Origin of the sequence: Microbacterium sp. Cr-K32, from assembly GCF_000708345.1 — a bacterium.
Taxonomy (GTDB): Bacteria; Actinomycetota; Actinomycetes; order Actinomycetales; family Microbacteriaceae; genus Microbacterium; species Microbacterium maritypicum_A.
In genome coordinates, this window is sequence record NZ_JARD01000011.1 from 38,962 (window position 1) to 54,485 (window position 15,524).

A 15,524-nucleotide genomic window follows, 5' to 3' on the forward strand; every position below is an offset into this window, starting at 1 on the left:
GACCATCGTGGATCTCCAGATCGGCATCATCGGCTTCGGCGCGCGCTCGACCCTCCAGGAAGAGGTGCATCGCCCGGGACACGGCTCGCGCATCAGCGCCGTGTGCGATCTCGCACCGCGCGCTCGCGACGACGCCCGCGCTCTCGTGCCGGATGCGCTCGTCACCGACTCTCTCGACGAGCTGCTGGCCTCCGGCGTCGACGCCGTCATGGTGCTCACCCCCGACGACACGCACGCAGCCCTCAGCATCCGTGCCCTCGAAGCAGGAGTGCCGGTGTTCTGCGAGAAGCCCCTGGCGATCGACCTCGCCGACGCCGACACGATGCTCGAGACCGCACGCCGCACCGGCACCGGGCTCTACATCGGCCACAACATGCGGCACATGCCCGTGATCACGCTGATGCGCGGTCTGATCCAGAGCGGACGCATCGGTCAGGTCAAGGCCGTCTGGGTGCGGCACTTCGTCGGTCACGGCGGCGACTTCTACTTCAAGGACTGGCACGCCGACCGTCGCCGCACCACCGGACTGCTGCTGCAGAAGGGCGCTCACGACATCGACATCATCCACTGGCTCGCCGGCGCCTACAGCGAGCGGGTCTCGGCGATGGGCGCGCTGAGCGTGTACGGCGACATCACCGATCGGCGTGACCGCACCGGGGAGCGGATGCCGGACTGGTTCAGCATGGACAACTGGCCGCCGACCGCGCTGACGGGACTGCACCCGGTGGTGGACGTCGAGGACATCTCGATGGTGAACATGCAGCTGGAGGGCGGGATCTTCGCGTCGTACCAGCAATGCCACTTCACACCGGATTACTGGCGCAATTACACCGTGATCGGCACCGAGGGTCGCATCGAGAACTTCGGCGATGTCGCCGGCAGCGAGGTCAAGCTGTGGAATCGTCGTCATGCCGGAGCGGCGGCGGCAGACGAGACCTTCATCGTCCCGGAGGTGCCCGACGCGGGTCACGACGGTGCCGACGCCCTGCTCGTCGCGGAGTTCCTGCGCTTCGTGCGCCACGGCGGACTCACCGAGACGTCGCCCGTCGCGGCGCGCGAGGCCGTCGCCGCCGGCATCCTCGCCACCGCGTCGCTGCGGGGTGACGGCTCCGCGATCGAGATCCCGCCGCTGGATCCCGATCTCGTCGCCTACTTCGAGCGCGGGCAGGTCGAGGCCGCGCTGGTATGAGTGCACCGCGGCCCTCGCGGTGCTGGGGTTGGGGATATACGTGCCCGCCTACCTGGTGCGGCACCGCATCATCCTGACCGCCGGCCCTGCGTTCGCCGCCGACACCTTGGAGGTCCACGACTCCGTGCGGAGCGAGGGCGAGGTCCGTTCCCAGCATCTTCACAATCCTGAAATGTACAAACGTACATGTACGGATGTCCAAGGGGGCGGGATGAGGCAAGGGGAGCGTCGGCGACGTGACCCTGAGGCGCGCCGTCGGGAGATCGTGACCGCGACGGCCGAGCTCATCGTCGAGGTGGGCGCCGACGCCGTCACACACCGCATGGTGGCCGCGCGTGCCGGGGTGCCTCTCGGGGCGACGACGCAGTACTTCGACACCCTCGACGACCTCAGGGCCGCGGCCTTCCGCGCGCTCGCCGAAGAGGTCGACGCACGTCTCGACGGCGTGCGGCAGACCCTCGCCGAACGCGGTGACAGCCCCGACGTGATCGCCGCCCTCGTGTTCGAGAGCATGGACGACCACCATGCCGTGCAGGCCGACCGCGCCGTGGTCACCGCCGCCGTGCACGACCCCCGCCTGCGGGATCTCGCCCGCCATCTGTCGGACCGCCTCGTCGACCTGCTCACGCCGACCTATGGCGAAGACCGTGCCAGAGCGGCGATGATCTTCATCGACGGCGTCATGTGGAGCATGCAGATCCGCGACGACCGTCTTGCCCAGTCCTTCATCGAGTCCGCACTGGCGCGGATCCTCGGAGACGACGTCTCCACCCCTTCCGCAGCGACAGCCATACCCTGACACCGAGGAAACCGCCTTGTCGAAACTCGCCATCCTGAGCCTGAAGAACCGCGCGCTCATCGCCCTCATCACCATCGTCGCGGCGGTGTTCGGCGGGCTCGCGCTCACGAATCTCAAGCAGGAACTCATCCCCTCGCTCGAGCTGCCGGCACTCGTCGTCATGACGACCTACCCCGGCGCTTCGCCCGAGGTGGTCGAGAACGACGTATCCACGCCGGTCGAAGCGGCGATCCAGGGCGTGCCCGGTCTGGAGTCGACGACGGCGACCAGCACCACGAACGCCTCGATCGTGCAGGCGATGTTCGCCTACGGAACGAATCTCGCCACAGCCGAGCAGAAGATCCAGCAGGCGATCAACCGCATCTCTTCGCAGCTGCCGGAGGATGTGACGCCGCAGGTGCTGTCGGTCTCCATCGACGACTTCCCCGTGATCCAGGTCGCCGTCACCGGCTTCGAGGATGCCGACAACGCCCAGGCCCAGCTCGAATCGGTCGCGATCCCCGAACTCGAAGACGTCGACGGCGTCAACGCGGCCGAGATCGTGGGCGGGGTCGGGCAGCGCATCAGCATCACCCCGGACGTCGCGAAGCTCGCCGCTGCCGGCCAGAGCACCTCGGCGATCAACGACGCACTCGACCAGAACGGCACGCTGTTCCCCGGTGGCGACATCACCGAGAACGGTCAGACGCTGACGGTGCAGACGGGCGCGAAGATCACCTCGGTCGAGGAGATCGCCGCCCTTCCGCTGGTCGGCACCGACGTCACGATCGGCGATGTCGCGACGGTCGTTCAGGAGTCCGACCCCGTCACCTCCATCTCCCGTGTCGACGGCAAGGATGCGCTGTCGATCTCCATCACCAAGCTCCCCGCGGCGAACACCGTGGAGGTGTCCAACGGCGTGATCGCCGCGCTCGACACGATCGGCGACGCCTTCCCGGACGCGACCTTCACCGTGATCTTCGACCAGGCGCCGTTCATCGTGCAGTCGATCGAGACGCTCGCCACCGAGGGAATGCTCGGCCTGGTGTTCGCGGTGCTCGTGATCCTCGTCTTCCTGATGTCGGTGCGCTCCACCCTCGTCACCGCGATCTCGATCCCCACCAGCGTGCTCATCACCTTCATCGGGCTGCAGGCGTTCGGCTACTCGCTGAACGTGCTCACCCTCGGTGCGCTCACTATCGCGATCGGTCGCGTGGTCGACGACTCCATCGTCGTGATCGAGAACATCAAACGTCACTACGTGGGCGATGCCGACAAGGGCGATGCGATCCGCCTCGCGGTGCGCGAGGTCGCGATGGCGATCACAGCTTCCACCATCACGACAGTGGCGGTCTTCCTGCCGATCGTCTTCGTCGGCGACATGGTCGGCGAGCTCTTCCGGCCGTTCGCGATGACGGTGACGATCGCGATGGTCGCCTCGCTCCTGGTCGCCCTGACGATCGTGCCGGTGCTCGCCTACTGGTTCCTCAAGCCGGGCAAGCCGTTGCTCGACGAGCACGGCGATGCGATCGACCCCGAGCACCCGGACGCGCCGCCGACGTGGCTGCAGCGCCAGTACCGGCCGATCCTGGGCTGGACGCTCAAGCACTCCGGTGTCACGGTGATCCTCGCGGTCGTCGTGCTCGGCGCCACGCTCGCCGCAGCGCCGCTGATGAAGGTCAACTTCCTCGGCGACTCCGGCCAGAACACCATGACGATCACACAGGACCTCGGCCCGACGGCGAGCCTCGAGGCAAAGTCGGATGCGGCGGTGGCGGTCGAAGACGCCCTGCTCGACATCGACGGCATCGAGCACGTACAGGCCTCGATCGGCACCAGCGGTTCGGCGCTCAGCGACGCCTTCTCGGGCGGTGCGGGTGTCACGTACTCGGTGCTCACCGACTCGAACGCCGATCAGGAGAAGCTCCGCGCGGATGTGCAGGATGCGATCGACGGCCTTGGTGACGATGTCGGGGATGTCGCGGTCTCGGCCTCGGCCGGCTTCGGATCGAGCGACATCGAGATCACGGTCAGCGCCTCGAGCTCGGACGACCTCCAGACGGCGACCACCGCGCTGGTCAAGGAACTCGACGGGAAGGACGGCGTCGGCCAGGTGAGCGACAACCTCGCCGCGTCGCTGCCGTACATCGCCGTCGTGGTCGACAGGGAAGCCGCCGCCCAGCGTGGACTCTCCGAGGTCGCGGTCGGTGCCATCGTGTCGGGCACCATGCGTCCGCAGCAGGCAGGATCCGTCGAGATCGACGACACCGCGCTGACGGTCTACATCGTGACCCCGAACCCGCCGACCACGGTCGACGCGCTCAAGCAGCTCACCATCCCGACGCCGACCGGCATCGTGCAGCTGCAGGACATCGCGACCGTCGAGCAGCAGAACGGACCCACCTCGATCACCACGGAGCAGGGCCGTCGTACCGCGACGATCACCGTGCCGCCGGCGTCCGACAACCTCGCCACAGCCACGCAGTCCGTGAACACCGCGCTCGCGGCGGTCGACCTGCCCGACGGTGCATCCGCCGAGGTGGGCGGTGTCGCGTCGCAGCAGGCCGACTCGTTCTCGCAGCTGGGGCTGGCGATGCTCGCGGCGATCCTGATCGTCTATGTGGTCATGGTCGCGACCTTCAAGTCGCTGCGCCAGCCGCTGCTGCTGCTCATCTCGGTGCCGTTCGCGGCGACCGGGGCGATCCTGCTGCAGATCATCACGGGTGTGCCGCTCGGCGTCGCATCGTTGATCGGCGTGCTGATGCTCATCGGCATCGTGGTGACGAATGCGATCGTGCTCGTCGACCTCGTGAACCAGTACCGGGAGAAGGGTCTGTCGACCATCGAGGCGGTGAAGGCCGGTGGTGAGAAGCGTCTGCGACCGATCCTGATGACCGCGCTCGCCACCATCCTCGCCCTCACTCCGATGGCCCTCGGCATCACGGGTCACGGCGGCTTCATCTCGCAGCCGCTCGCGATCGTCGTGATCGGCGGTCTGATCTCGTCGACGGTGCTGACGCTGATCGTGCTGCCCACGCTCTACAACCTCGTCGAGGGGGCCAAGGAACGACGCGCGGCGCGCAAGGCGGGAGGAACGGATGCCGGAGGAACCTCGGCTCCGGATGCTCCTGTCGGCCCGGATGCATCCGGTGCCGCCGTGGCGTCGGCTCAGCCGGTGCTGATCGATGCCTCGGGTCTGCCGCATGCGCCGCAGCTCACCCGCCGCGAGCTGCGCGAGCGCGGGGAGTAGCGCCTTCTCGGCGCCGCCCGGCCGAAACGGAGATCATGTGCGCCGCGGCCGGCGAGTCACCATCCGACTCGCCGGCGCGGCGTCATTCGCTCTCTGTTCTCGTCGGGGAGTTCGCGGCGCGGCGCGTCGAGTCAGCTCAGCGTGATGCCCCAGTGCAGGGTCCAGGTCTCATCGGGGGCGAGCCGGCGGATGCCGAGGCCGCTGTTCAGGGCGTCGGCCGGTGCGGTCATCGGCTCGATCGCGACCGCGAGGCTCTGACCGGGATAAGCGGGTGTCGTGTACACCTGCACGTAGTCGAAACCCTCGCCCTGCCAGAGCGTCACGCGGCGACCGTCCGGTGCGGTGAGCGAATGGTGCACACGTCCGTCGGGATCACGGGCGAGATCCGTGAAGCCGGTGTCGAGGGTGACGTCTCCCAGTCGGACGCCCTCGCGCAGAGCGGCATCGGCCGGTCGGGTGCCGGTGGGGAGCATCCTGTCGTCGGTGTCGAACGCCGTCTGCGCGGGGATCCGCAGCACGAGGTCATGCGGGTCCACGTCGCCGATCGTCACGAACGGGTGGGTGCCGAGGGCCACGGGCGCGGACGTGGTCGACCGGTTGGTGAGCGTGTGCGACACGTCGATGCCGTCGGGCGTGAGCGCGTACTCCACTGTCGTCTCGATCAGGTACGGGTATCCCGTCTGCGGGACGACGGTCGCACGCAGCACGGCTTCGCCCTCGGTGTGCGAGACCTCGTAGGCGGTGAAGCGCAACAGGCCGTGGCTCGCGTTGTTCAGCTTCGGCTCGGTGATCGCGAGTCTCCGTGCGGTGCCGTCGTCGTCCCACTCTCCGTCGCGCACCCGGTTCGGCCACGGGACGAGGACCACGCCGGAACAGGCCGGCGTGGGCAGCTCGAGAGGATACGGTGGTACGAGGTCGACATCGTCGATGCGCAGCGAACGCAGGGAGGCGCCGACCTGTGCGATCTGTGCGGTCACCTCGCCGCGTCGAAGGCTGATCTGGGCGCCGGTGGGGGAAGCGGTACTCACCTCGTCATCGTACGGCCACGATCGGGTCGGCGGTCTCTCAGGAGCGTCGGCTACACTTGAGCGGTCGGCTTCGGACACCCGCGCGTTGGCGCGGACGTTTTATGTGTGTGAAGTGTGAGTCCAGGGGCCGATGGTGAGCGTCGCTCGACGCTAATCAACCATCACATGAATGGCCCCGGCCGCTGACAGTCCGGAACCCCGCTGGTCGAGTTCGACCAGGCGCAGGGTGCTCGCGCGTGCGCGCGGCGCTGTTCTCGTGCGAGAACACAGAAAGACACCGCAATGCCGAAGAACAAGAAGCCCCGCGGCGGACGTCCGTCCGCGAACTTCGAACCGCGCTACGGCGCGAAGAAGACCTCTTTCCACGACCGTCACAACGGCGGCCCCGCCCGTGACGGCGCACGCGATGAGCGCGGCGGACGAGCGGATGCCGGCGACCGTCGCACCGCTGCATCCGCGGGAGGGTACGACCGTCGCCCCGGCAGCCGCAGCGCCGGCCACCGCGGCTACCGTCCGGCTGAAGCCGAGTCGGGTGCGCCCAAGCAGCGCTGGGGTGCGTCGGAGCGCGCCGGCCGCGACGAGGCGCGCGGGATCCGCAACCGCGCCGAGTCCGGGCGTCGCGAGGCTCCGCACCACCGCAACGACGAGCGCTCCGAGCGCCCGCGCTACAACGACCGTCCGAGCACCGGAAGCCGTTTCGACGACCGTCCGCGTCGCGACGACCGCGGCGGACAGCGCCCGAGCGGACAGCGCCCGACCGGGCCCGGCACGTACCGCGACGACCGCGGCGGCGACCGCCCCCGGTTCGACCGCGACGACCGTGCGCGTCGCGATGACCGCGGCGCCGGCACCCAGCGTCAGGGCTTCCGTGACAACGACCACCGCGATGGCGGGCGTCCGGGTCGCGACGACCGGCGTGGTGCCGAGCGTCCGCGGTTCGACCGTGACCGCGGCACCGAGCGTCCTCGGTTCGACCGTGACGACCGCCCGCGTCGCGATGACCGCGCCGGTGACCGCACCCGGTCGAACGATCGCGGCACCGAGCGCCCCGAGCGTTCATACGACGCCGACCGCGCGCGTCGCGCTTTCGACCGTGACCGCACACAGCGTTCGTACGAGGGCGGCCGCGACGAGCGTTCGCGTCCGTCGACCGGTGGCGCGTACCGCACCGAGCGCCCGCGCCCGCTGACCTCGGACACCCGTGGGCGCCCGGCCCGCAACGAGCGACCGAGCCGCAACGACTGGAACGCCACCAGCCGTCCTGCATCGACCGGAGCGAAGTTCACGCCGGGCGATGACGTCGTGCACGAGCGCCTCGAGGCGAAGTCCGTCGCGGCGGTCGAGGTCGACGGTGTGACCTTCGGCGACCTCGGTCTCGGATCGAACATCGTCGAGACCCTCGTCGGTATGGGTGCGGCCACGCCGTTCCCGATCCAGGCTGCCAGCATCCCCGCCGTCCTCGCCGGGCGCGACGTGCTCGCCCGCGGCCGTACCGGCTCCGGCAAGACCATCGCCTTCGGCGCGCCGCTCGTCGAGCGCGTGCTGCAGTCGCAGGCCGGCAAGCGCCGTGAGTTCGGGCGGTCGCCGCGCGCGATCATCCTCGCTCCGACGCGTGAGCTCGCGCTCCAGATCGACCGCACCATCCAGCCGATCGCCCGCAGCGTCGGGCTGTTCACCACGCAGATCTACGGTGGCGTGCCGCAGGGGCGTCAGGTGGGCGCGCTCAAGAAGGGCGTCGACATCGTGATCGGCACCCCCGGTCGTGTCGAGGACCTCATCAACCAGGGCAAGCTCGACCTCTCGGACTGCCGCATCGCGGTGCTCGACGAGGCCGACCACATGTGCGAGCTCGGCTTCGTCGAACCGGTGCAGCGCATCCTGCGTCACACCGCCGACGGCAGCCAGAAGCTGCTGTTCTCGGCCACGCTCGACCGTGAGGTCGCCGCACTCGTCGACGAGTTCCTCGTCGACCCGGCCGTGTACGAGGTCGCAGGTGAAGACCAGGACTCCAGCACGATCGAGCACCGCGTGCTCGTGATCGAGCACCGCGACAAGGCCGACATCCTCACGTCGCTCGTCGATCGCGACGGCAAGACGCTGGTGTTCGCCCGTACCCGCGCCTACGCCGACATGCTCGCGGAGCAGTTCGACGACGCCGGCATCCCGGCCGTCTCACTGCACGGTGACCTGAACCAGGCCAAGCGCACGCGCAACCTCGAGCGTCTGACGTCGGGGCGCGTGAGCGTGCTCGTCGCCACGGATGTCGCCGCCCGCGGCATCCATGTCGACGATATCGATCTGGTCGTCCAGGCCGATGCGCCCGACGAGTACAAGACGTACCTGCACCGCTCGGGCCGTACGGGTCGTGCCGGCCGCGCAGGTCGAGTCGTCACGCTGATCACGCGTCAGCGTCAGCGCCGCATGAGTGAGCTGCTCGAGCGCGCCGAGATCGATGCGCCGTTCGAGAACGCCCGTCTCGACGACGACGTGATCGAGGAGATCGCCGGTCGCGTTCCGACCGCGGCAGACCTCACCTCCTGACCACTCTCGTGACGAAGGCCCCGTCCGCTTCTGCGGGTGGGGCCTTTCGCGTCGGATCTCGCCAAGTGCACAGGATCTCGCCGAGTGCACGGGATCTCGCCGAGTGCACGGGATGCGTGCGCGTGGAAGCCGTGCGTTCGGCATCAACCCGTGCGCTCGGCACCGTCGCAGGGCGGGGGCGGGGCGGGAACGTCGGTCAGGACAGCTCGTGCACGTGCACGGCGGAGGTCAGGTTCGTGCCGTTGAGGTCGAGATAGATCACGTTCTCGGTCACGGTGAGGGTCATGGTGTTGCGGCGCTCGATCAGGGCTGACGCGGTCTCGATGAATCCGGGGTCGAAGCTGTGGAGGCGGATGTCCTCGCGGCGGTGGATGCGCTTGTCGGTCCACGGCGCCATCACCTTGGCGGGGTCGCGGTGGGTGTACACCACGGTGCGCTCGGCGAGCCTGCTGCCGTAGTGCAGCCGCTCGGCGTCGGGCGCCCCGATCTCGACCCAGACGGTGACGAGGCCGGTGAGGTCGCGCACGAGCACTGCGGGCTCTTCCGTCGAGGAGATGCTGCCGCCGAATGCGATGCCTTCGGCGAACTCGAGCCCGTAGGCCAGCACGCGTGTGAGCATGTACGCATCGGTCTCGGACGGATGCCGGGCCACGCGCAACGAGTAGTCCTCGTAGACTCCGCGATCGGTGTCAGCGAGCTGCACCTCGAATGTGTGGACTGTCGAACCGATCGCCATGATCCTCGAGCCTACGCGGCTGCGGGATGCGCGCCCGACCGCGGGGTCAGAAGAGCATCGGCTGCGCGGGCGCTGCCTCGGCTCGGGCGCTGGGGGTGAACCGCACCGCGGTCGCGGCGGCAGCACTCGTCTGCACATGGCCCTGCCCCGGTCGGAGCCCGCGCCGGGGGTAGTCGTCTTCGTGGCGGCCGTCCAGTCCGTGCATGCGGATGAGCGGACGGGTGCGCTTGGCGAGCCACTGCCGGTATCCCTTCGGCGCCTCGGCGGAAGCCCCGGGATACAGCCCCCGGTACGACGAGACGAGGTCGGGACGATGAGTGTCGAGCCATTGGAAGAACCACGGCTTGACGCCCGGTCGCAGATGCAGGGCGCCGTAGATGACGCTGCGCGCCCCCGCCTCCTTGATGCGCACGAGGGCACTGTCGATCGCGGCGAGCGAATCGGTCATGTGCGGCATGATCGGCATGAGGAACACGGTCACGGGGAACCCGGCGTCGGCCAGAGCCCGCACGGTGTCGAGCCGGGCCTGCGTGGTCGGGGCTCCGGGCTCGATCGCCTTCTGCAGGTCGTCGTCGTACATCGCGATCGACATCTGCACGTCGATCGGCACGCGCTCGGCGGCTTTCGCGAGCAGGGGGATGTCACGGCGGATCAGCGTGCCCTTGGTCAGGATCGATATCGGGGTGCCGGATGCCGCGAGCGTCTCGATGATGCCGGGCATGAGCTTGTATCGCCCCTCGGCGCGCTGGTACGGATCGGTGTTCGTGCCCAGGGCCACGGTCTCGTGCTCCCAGCTGCCTTTGCGCAGCTCTCGTGCGAGCACCTCGACGATGTTCACCTTCACCACGATCTGCGAGTCGAAGTCGGACCCGCCGTCGAGGTCGAGGTACTCGTGCGTGCCGCGGGCGAAGCAGTAGACGCAGGCATGCGAGCATCCGCGGTAGGGGTTGATCGTCCACGCGAACGGCATGCGCGAGGCACCGGGGACGTGGTTGAGAGCAGACTTCGACAGCACCTCGTGGAACGTCATGCCGGCGAACTCGGGGGTGGTCACCGAGCGCAGCACACTCGAGCGGTCTTCGAGGCCGGGCAGCGCCGCCGCGTCCGTCTCTCCGAGCTTCTGTCCCTGCCACCTCATTCGACCATTCGAACAGAAAGACGAAGATATCGCAAGACAGTCTGCAACATATCTTCGAATGAGAAGATGGATCAATGCCCTTCCTGCCGCACGCTCAGCATGCGGCTCCGCGGTCCCCGATCCGCGGGCCCGCATTGCCGATCGGCGTCGCCCTCACTGCCATCGGCATCCTGCTCTCGATCGGTTCCGGACCGGTGTCCTCCTCAGGTGCCGATCCGATGCCGGTGCCGGTCGCGGTCATGCAGGTTCCGCCGGTCAGGGTGGCCGCGACGACCGCGGCCGACCCCTGTGCCGAGCCTTCGGTGCAGCAGGCGATCGCGAGTGGCGACGATGCGGCGGCGATCGCGGGCTTCGGCGGCGGTGCTGCCTTCCGCGAGGCGGTCGTCGCGGGGAACGCTCCGTGCGTCTCGCTCACCGATCCTGCGCGCCTCTGGGTCGTGGTGAACAAGTCGCTGCCGCTGAACCCGCCCGAGTACGAGCCGGCGAATCTCGACTCCGTGCCGCTGCAGATGACGACACCCTCGGGGCGCGTGCGCTCCGACGTGGCCGCGGCGGTCGGTCGGATGGCGGATGCCGCCGCAGCCGCGGGCGTGGGACGCATCGGCGCGAACAACGGCTACCGTTCCTACGGACTGCAGGTGACGACGTACGGATCCCACGTGCGATCACAGGGGCAGGCCGAGGCGGATGCGGGCTCGGCGCGCCCCGGCCACAGCGAGCACCAGACGGGTCTCGCACTCGACGTGGTCGCCTGCGGCACGGGGTGCGGGGGCCTCGACGGCTTCGGAGCGACCGCGCAGAGCGACTGGGTCGCCGCTCATGCCTGGGAATACGGCTTCATCGTGCGTTACGAGCAGGTCGGCACCCCCGTGACGGGGTATGCGCCGGAGCCGTGGCACCTCCGCTACGTCGGAGTCGACCTCGCCGCGGCCTATCACGAGGGCGGATTCCACACGCTCGAAGAGTTCTTCGGCCTTCCTGCCGCGCCGGACTACGCGCACTGAATCGGGGGCTGGAGCCCCGGTTGCGGCATCCGACAAGCGCGGTACCCAGTGTCACGATTTATGGGATGCATTCTCACAACGTCCTGTCCCGCGTCCCCTCTGCGACATAGAATCACCGGAGCAACGATGCATGAGACGTTCAGGAGGACGGCATGGAACGCGACATCTACGACGAGGATCACGAGGCTTTCCGGGACCTGGTCAAGGACTTCGTCAAGCGCCACGTGACAGGCGAAGCGATCGAGCGGTGGGATGCCGCCGGTGAGATCGACCGGGGGACCATGCGCGCCGCCGGCGAAGCGGGTCTGATCGGCCTGTCGGTCCCCGAGGAGTTCGGTGGCGCCGGGATGCTGCAGGACTACCGCTTCCGCACGATCGTCATGGAAGAGGTCATCGCCGCAGGTGCCGGTTCGCTGGCGGGGGCCTTCGGCATCCAGGACGACCTGGCCGTGCCCTACCTCGTGCACATGGGAACGCAGGAGCAGAAGGAGAAGTGGCTGCCCCGCATGGCCACGGGTGAGGTGCTCGGCGCACTCGCCATGACCGATCCGGGAGCGGGTTCGGATCTGCGTGGCATCAAGACCAACGCCAAGAAGGTCGACGGCGGCTACATCCTCAACGGCGCGAAGACGTTCATCTCCTCGGGCACGACGGCCGACGTGGTCGTCACGTTCGTCAAGACCGGTGAGGGCAACCGTCCCGACGCGTTCAGCCTGCTGCTCGTGGAGAAGGGCATGGAGGGCTTCGACCAGGGCAAGAAGCTCAGCAAGATGGGTTTCCACGGCTGGGACACGGCCGAGCTCAGCTTCACCGACGTGTTCGTCCCCGACGAGAACCTCATCAGCGGCAAGGAGGGCCAGGGCTTCATCCAGCTGATGCTGAACCTGCCGCTCGAGCGTCTCTCGATCGGCGTCGCCGCGGCCGCAGCCGCACAGGCCGCCCTCGACTGGACCATCGCGTACACGAAGGATCGCGAGGCGTTCGGTGAGCGCATCGCCGACTTCCAGAACACCCGCTTCCGGCTCGCCGACATGTCTGCGACCACCGATGCGATGTGGGCGTACATCGACCGCGCGCTGCTCGCCTACAAGGACAACACGCTCACCGCGGAGGATGCGGCGAAGGTCAAGTTCTGGGCGACCGAGCGCGAGTGGGAGGTGCTCGACACAGGCGTGCAACTGCACGGCGGATACGGCTACATCATGGAGTACCCGATCGCGCGCGCCTTCACCGACGCCCGGGTGCACCGCATCTACGGCGGCACGAACGAGATCATGCGCGATCTCGTCGGCCGTCAGATCGTCGGCAAGCGCTGAGATCGTGCACCTGCAGAGGCCCCGGATGCGACGTCCGGGGCCTCTTCCCGTCTCGGCCGGATCGTCGTCGAGGCGTGGACACGGGGTGCTGCCGCCGGGTTGAATCGAGGGCATGACGACCTTGTTCCGGCAGATCCTGGAAGACCACGTCGCGCGGGGCACCGCTCCGGGGATCATCGGCGTGCTCGGCGCTCCTGGCGGGGCCATCGAGATCGTCACGGCCGGCGATCTCCCGGCGGATGCGATCGTCCGCATCCAGTCGATGACGAAGCCGATCCTCGCGGTCGCGGCGCTGAGGCTCGTGCAGGAGGGGCGCCTCCGGCTCGATGACCCTGTGGAGCGGTGGCTGCCTGAACTCGCCGACCGCTGGGTGCTGCGCGCTCCGGACGCCCCGCTCGACGACGTCGTACCCGCGACGACGCCGATCACGCTGCGGCACCTGCTCACGAACACCTCCGGATACGGGGTGCAGGTCGTGCCGTCCCCGCTGGCGGAGGCGATGATCGGGAACCGGACGGCCGCAGGGCAGGAACCTGTCGCGATGGGCGCTCAGGAGTGGCTGGACGCGCTGGCCGTGCTCCCGCTGGCCTTCGAACCCGGCACCGGATGGCGTTACCACCACTCCTTCGGGATCCTCGGGATCCTGCTCTCGCGGGTGGTCGACGGTTCGTTGGAAGATCATCTGCGACGCGACCTCTTCGCCCCGCTCGGCATGGTCGATACCGGATACACGGTGCCCCTCGACCAGGCGCACCGGCTGCCTGCCGCGTATCGTCACGAGCACGGCGCCCTGGTCGAGATCGAGCCCGCCGCCGGGGGCTTCTCCGTCGCGCCCGCTCCGTTCGACCTCAGTCATTCGGAGCTCGTGTCGACCGCGGCCGACTATGCGGCTTTCGTGGGGATGCTCGCCGCAGGGGGACGGCATGACGGCAACGTCATCATCGACCCCGAACTGCTCGCGCTGATGCGCACTGACCAGGTGCCGTCGAGCGCGAAGACCGACGACAGCTTCTTCCCGGGATTCTGGGAGGGCACGGGCTGGGGGTTCGGCGTCGCGGTGCAGACCGAGGGAGAGAACGCGGGTCGCTACGGCTGGTCGGGCGGGCAGGGGACGGACTTCTGGGTCGATCCCGACGGCTCCTTCGGGATCGTGCTGAGTCAGGTCGAGATGGGTCCGGAGATCATGGGGCTGTTCGCCGACGTGCAGTGACGATCTCCGGCACCGCCGGGCGTCGCTCGGTGTTCTCGGGATGCCGGTGCACCGGTATTCATTCGAATAAAGCTTCGAATGTCGGTGGTGGTCGCGGTAAAATCGAGTATGTCGAATTTGACCGCGTTGCATGAGGCGATGTCTCGCTTGGATGAGGTGTGGGCGGGTGTGGGGGATTCGGGGGAGTTGTCGCGGGAGCAGTTGGTCGTGGTGAGCGCGTCGATCGGGGTGTTGCGGCGTCGGTTGGATGCGGTGCATGTGTCGGTGGCGGCGTGTATTGCTCGGGAGTCGCGTGCGGAGTTGGGTGCGGGGAGTCTGGCGAAGCAGCAGGGTTTCCGTAGTCCGGCGACGTTGATCGCGGCCGCGACGGGGGTGTCGACGGGTGAGGCGTCGCGTCTTGTCAGGGTGGGTGAGGCGACGGCGCCGCGGAGTGATCTTCTGGGGGTGCGTCTGCCGGCGAGGTATCCGTTGGTGAGTGCGGCGTTGGATGCGGGGGTGCTGGGGGCTCCGGCGGCGGCGGTGATCATCGCGGCGCTGGATCGGTGCCGGGTTGTGGCGGGGGTGGAGCGCGTCGCTGAGGGGGAGCGGATGCTGGTGGAGAAGGCGTCGGGGCTCGCGCTCGATGGTGTGCGCATGCTCGTGGTGCGGGTGGAGGCGTGGCTTGACCCGGATGGGGTGGAGCCGCGTGAGGAAGAGTGCCGTGGCAGGCGGGCGTTGTCGCTGTTCGAGCGGGACGGGATGGTGCATCTGAACGCGGTTCTCGATGTGGAGACCGCGGCGCCGGTGGTGACGGCGATCCGGGGGTTCGTGACGGCGGTGTTCGCGGCGCGGAAGGATGCTCCCGATGCGGGCGCTCCTGATGGGGATCGGCGGACGGTGCCGATGATCCAGGCAGATGCTCTTTCGGTGTTCTGCGCGCATGTGCTCGGGTGCGAGCGGCGGGTTCCGGTGGCGGGTGCGAGGGTGATCGTGCGGGTGGGTCTGGATGATCTGGAGGCCGGGACCGGGTCGGCGACCGTGGATGGTGTGGATCAGCCGGTCAGTGTCGGGGCGGCGCGGCGGATGGCGGCCGGGGGTGGCGTGATCCCGTGTGTTCTCGGTGGGGACAGTGAGGTTCTCGATTGGGGGCGGGAGAAACGGTTGTTCACCCGGGCGCAACGGCTGGCGTTGGTGGAGCGTGACGGGGGATGCGCGATGTGCGGATTGCCGCCGGAGATGACGAGGGCGCATCACATCCGCTGGTGGACACGCGATCGCGGGCCGACCGATCTCTCCAACGGGGTGCTGCTGTGTGAGACCTGTCACCATCGCATCCACGACAACGGGTGGGAGAT

11 protein-coding genes are annotated in these 15,524 nt (G+C 68.5%); 8 read left to right on the plus strand and 3 right to left on the minus strand.

Translation table 11 applies throughout. The annotated features are described in order from the left end of the window. Window positions 1-7: 7 nt before the first annotated feature. The 3 genes from GZ64_RS0104300 (at window position 8) to GZ64_RS0104310 (ending at window position 5,217) form a co-directional block, all read left to right on the plus strand. Window positions 8-1,189 (plus strand): Gfo/Idh/MocA family protein, encoded by a 1,182-nt coding sequence (locus GZ64_RS0104300; protein ID WP_197020504.1) that lies wholly within the window; start codon window positions 8-10, stop codon window positions 1,187-1,189. Between the two features lie 211 nt (window positions 1,190-1,400). Further along, a complete protein-coding gene (locus GZ64_RS0104305) occupies window positions 1,401-1,988 on the plus strand; it encodes a TetR/AcrR family transcriptional regulator (protein WP_029265279.1) in 588 nt (195 codons plus the stop codon). Window positions 1,989-2,004: 16 nt separating this feature from the next. Continuing rightward, entirely contained in the window at window positions 2,005-5,217 is a 3,213-nt protein-coding gene (locus tag GZ64_RS0104310) for an efflux RND transporter permease subunit (protein WP_029265280.1), read from the plus strand. A gap of 131 nt (window positions 5,218-5,348) precedes the next feature. On the opposite strand, the gene GZ64_RS0104315 is transcribed toward GZ64_RS0104310, so the two are convergent. Then, window positions 5,349-6,245: an aldose 1-epimerase family protein gene (locus GZ64_RS0104315; RefSeq protein WP_029265281.1), complete on the minus strand. Its 897-nt coding sequence runs from the start codon at window positions 6,243-6,245 to the stop codon at window positions 5,349-5,351. A gap of 282 nt (window positions 6,246-6,527) precedes the next feature. Here GZ64_RS0104315 and GZ64_RS0104320 point away from each other — a divergent pair, with 282 nt between their 5' ends. Beyond that, window positions 6,528-8,786, plus strand: a complete 2,259-nt coding sequence (locus tag GZ64_RS0104320; RefSeq protein WP_029265283.1) for a DEAD/DEAH box helicase — start codon at window positions 6,528-6,530, stop codon at window positions 8,784-8,786. Between the two features lie 196 nt (window positions 8,787-8,982). Here GZ64_RS0104320 and GZ64_RS0104325 read toward each other — a convergent pair whose 3' ends face one another. Continuing rightward, complete coding sequence (locus tag GZ64_RS0104325) at window positions 8,983-9,522, minus strand: YaeQ family protein (RefSeq protein ID WP_029259835.1); 540 nt, start codon at window positions 9,520-9,522, stop codon at window positions 8,983-8,985. A gap of 46 nt (window positions 9,523-9,568) precedes the next feature. After that, entirely contained in the window at window positions 9,569-10,660 is a 1,092-nt protein-coding gene (locus tag GZ64_RS0104330; protein WP_029259836.1) for an Rv2578c family radical SAM protein, read from the minus strand. A 74-nt stretch (window positions 10,661-10,734) separates the two neighbouring features. Between GZ64_RS0104330 and GZ64_RS0104335 the strand changes: the two genes are divergently transcribed. The 4 genes from GZ64_RS0104335 to GZ64_RS0104350 all read left to right on the plus strand — a co-directional run. After that, window positions 10,735-11,664: a M15 family metallopeptidase gene (locus GZ64_RS0104335; protein WP_029265284.1), complete on the plus strand. Its 930-nt coding sequence runs from the start codon at window positions 10,735-10,737 to the stop codon at window positions 11,662-11,664. Window positions 11,665-11,816: 152 nt separating this feature from the next. After that, on the plus strand, window positions 11,817-12,980 hold the full coding sequence (locus GZ64_RS0104340; protein WP_029265285.1) for an acyl-CoA dehydrogenase family protein: 1,164 nt from the start codon (window positions 11,817-11,819) through the stop codon (window positions 12,978-12,980). A 112-nt stretch (window positions 12,981-13,092) separates the two neighbouring features. After that, complete coding sequence (locus GZ64_RS0104345; protein ID WP_036331084.1) at window positions 13,093-14,190, plus strand: serine hydrolase domain-containing protein; 1,098 nt, start codon at window positions 13,093-13,095, stop codon at window positions 14,188-14,190. 78 nt (window positions 14,191-14,268) lie between these two features. Next, the coding region (locus GZ64_RS0104350) for an HNH endonuclease signature motif containing protein (protein WP_231479824.1) at window positions 14,269-15,524 on the plus strand (1,256 nt) is incomplete at its 3' end.

Coding starts and splice junctions, on each gene's coding strand:
- GZ64_RS0104305 (WP_029265279.1), top strand. CDS start 1,401: ATGAGGCAAGGGGAGCGTCGGCGACGTGACCCTGAGGCGCGCCGTCGG.
- GZ64_RS0104320 (WP_029265283.1), top strand. CDS start 6,528: ATGCCGAAGAACAAGAAGCCCCGCGGCGGACGTCCGTCCGCGAACTTC.
- GZ64_RS0104325 (WP_029259835.1), bottom strand. CDS start 9,522: ATGGCGATCGGTTCGACAGTCCACACATTCGAGGTGCAGCTCGCTGAC.
- GZ64_RS0104330 (WP_029259836.1), bottom strand. CDS start 10,660: ATGAGGTGGCAGGGACAGAAGCTCGGAGAGACGGACGCGGCGGCGCTG.
- GZ64_RS0104335 (WP_029265284.1), top strand. CDS start 10,735: ATGCCCTTCCTGCCGCACGCTCAGCATGCGGCTCCGCGGTCCCCGATC.
- GZ64_RS0104340 (WP_029265285.1), top strand. CDS start 11,817: ATGGAACGCGACATCTACGACGAGGATCACGAGGCTTTCCGGGACCTG.
- GZ64_RS0104345 (WP_036331084.1), top strand. CDS start 13,093: ATGACGACCTTGTTCCGGCAGATCCTGGAAGACCACGTCGCGCGGGGC.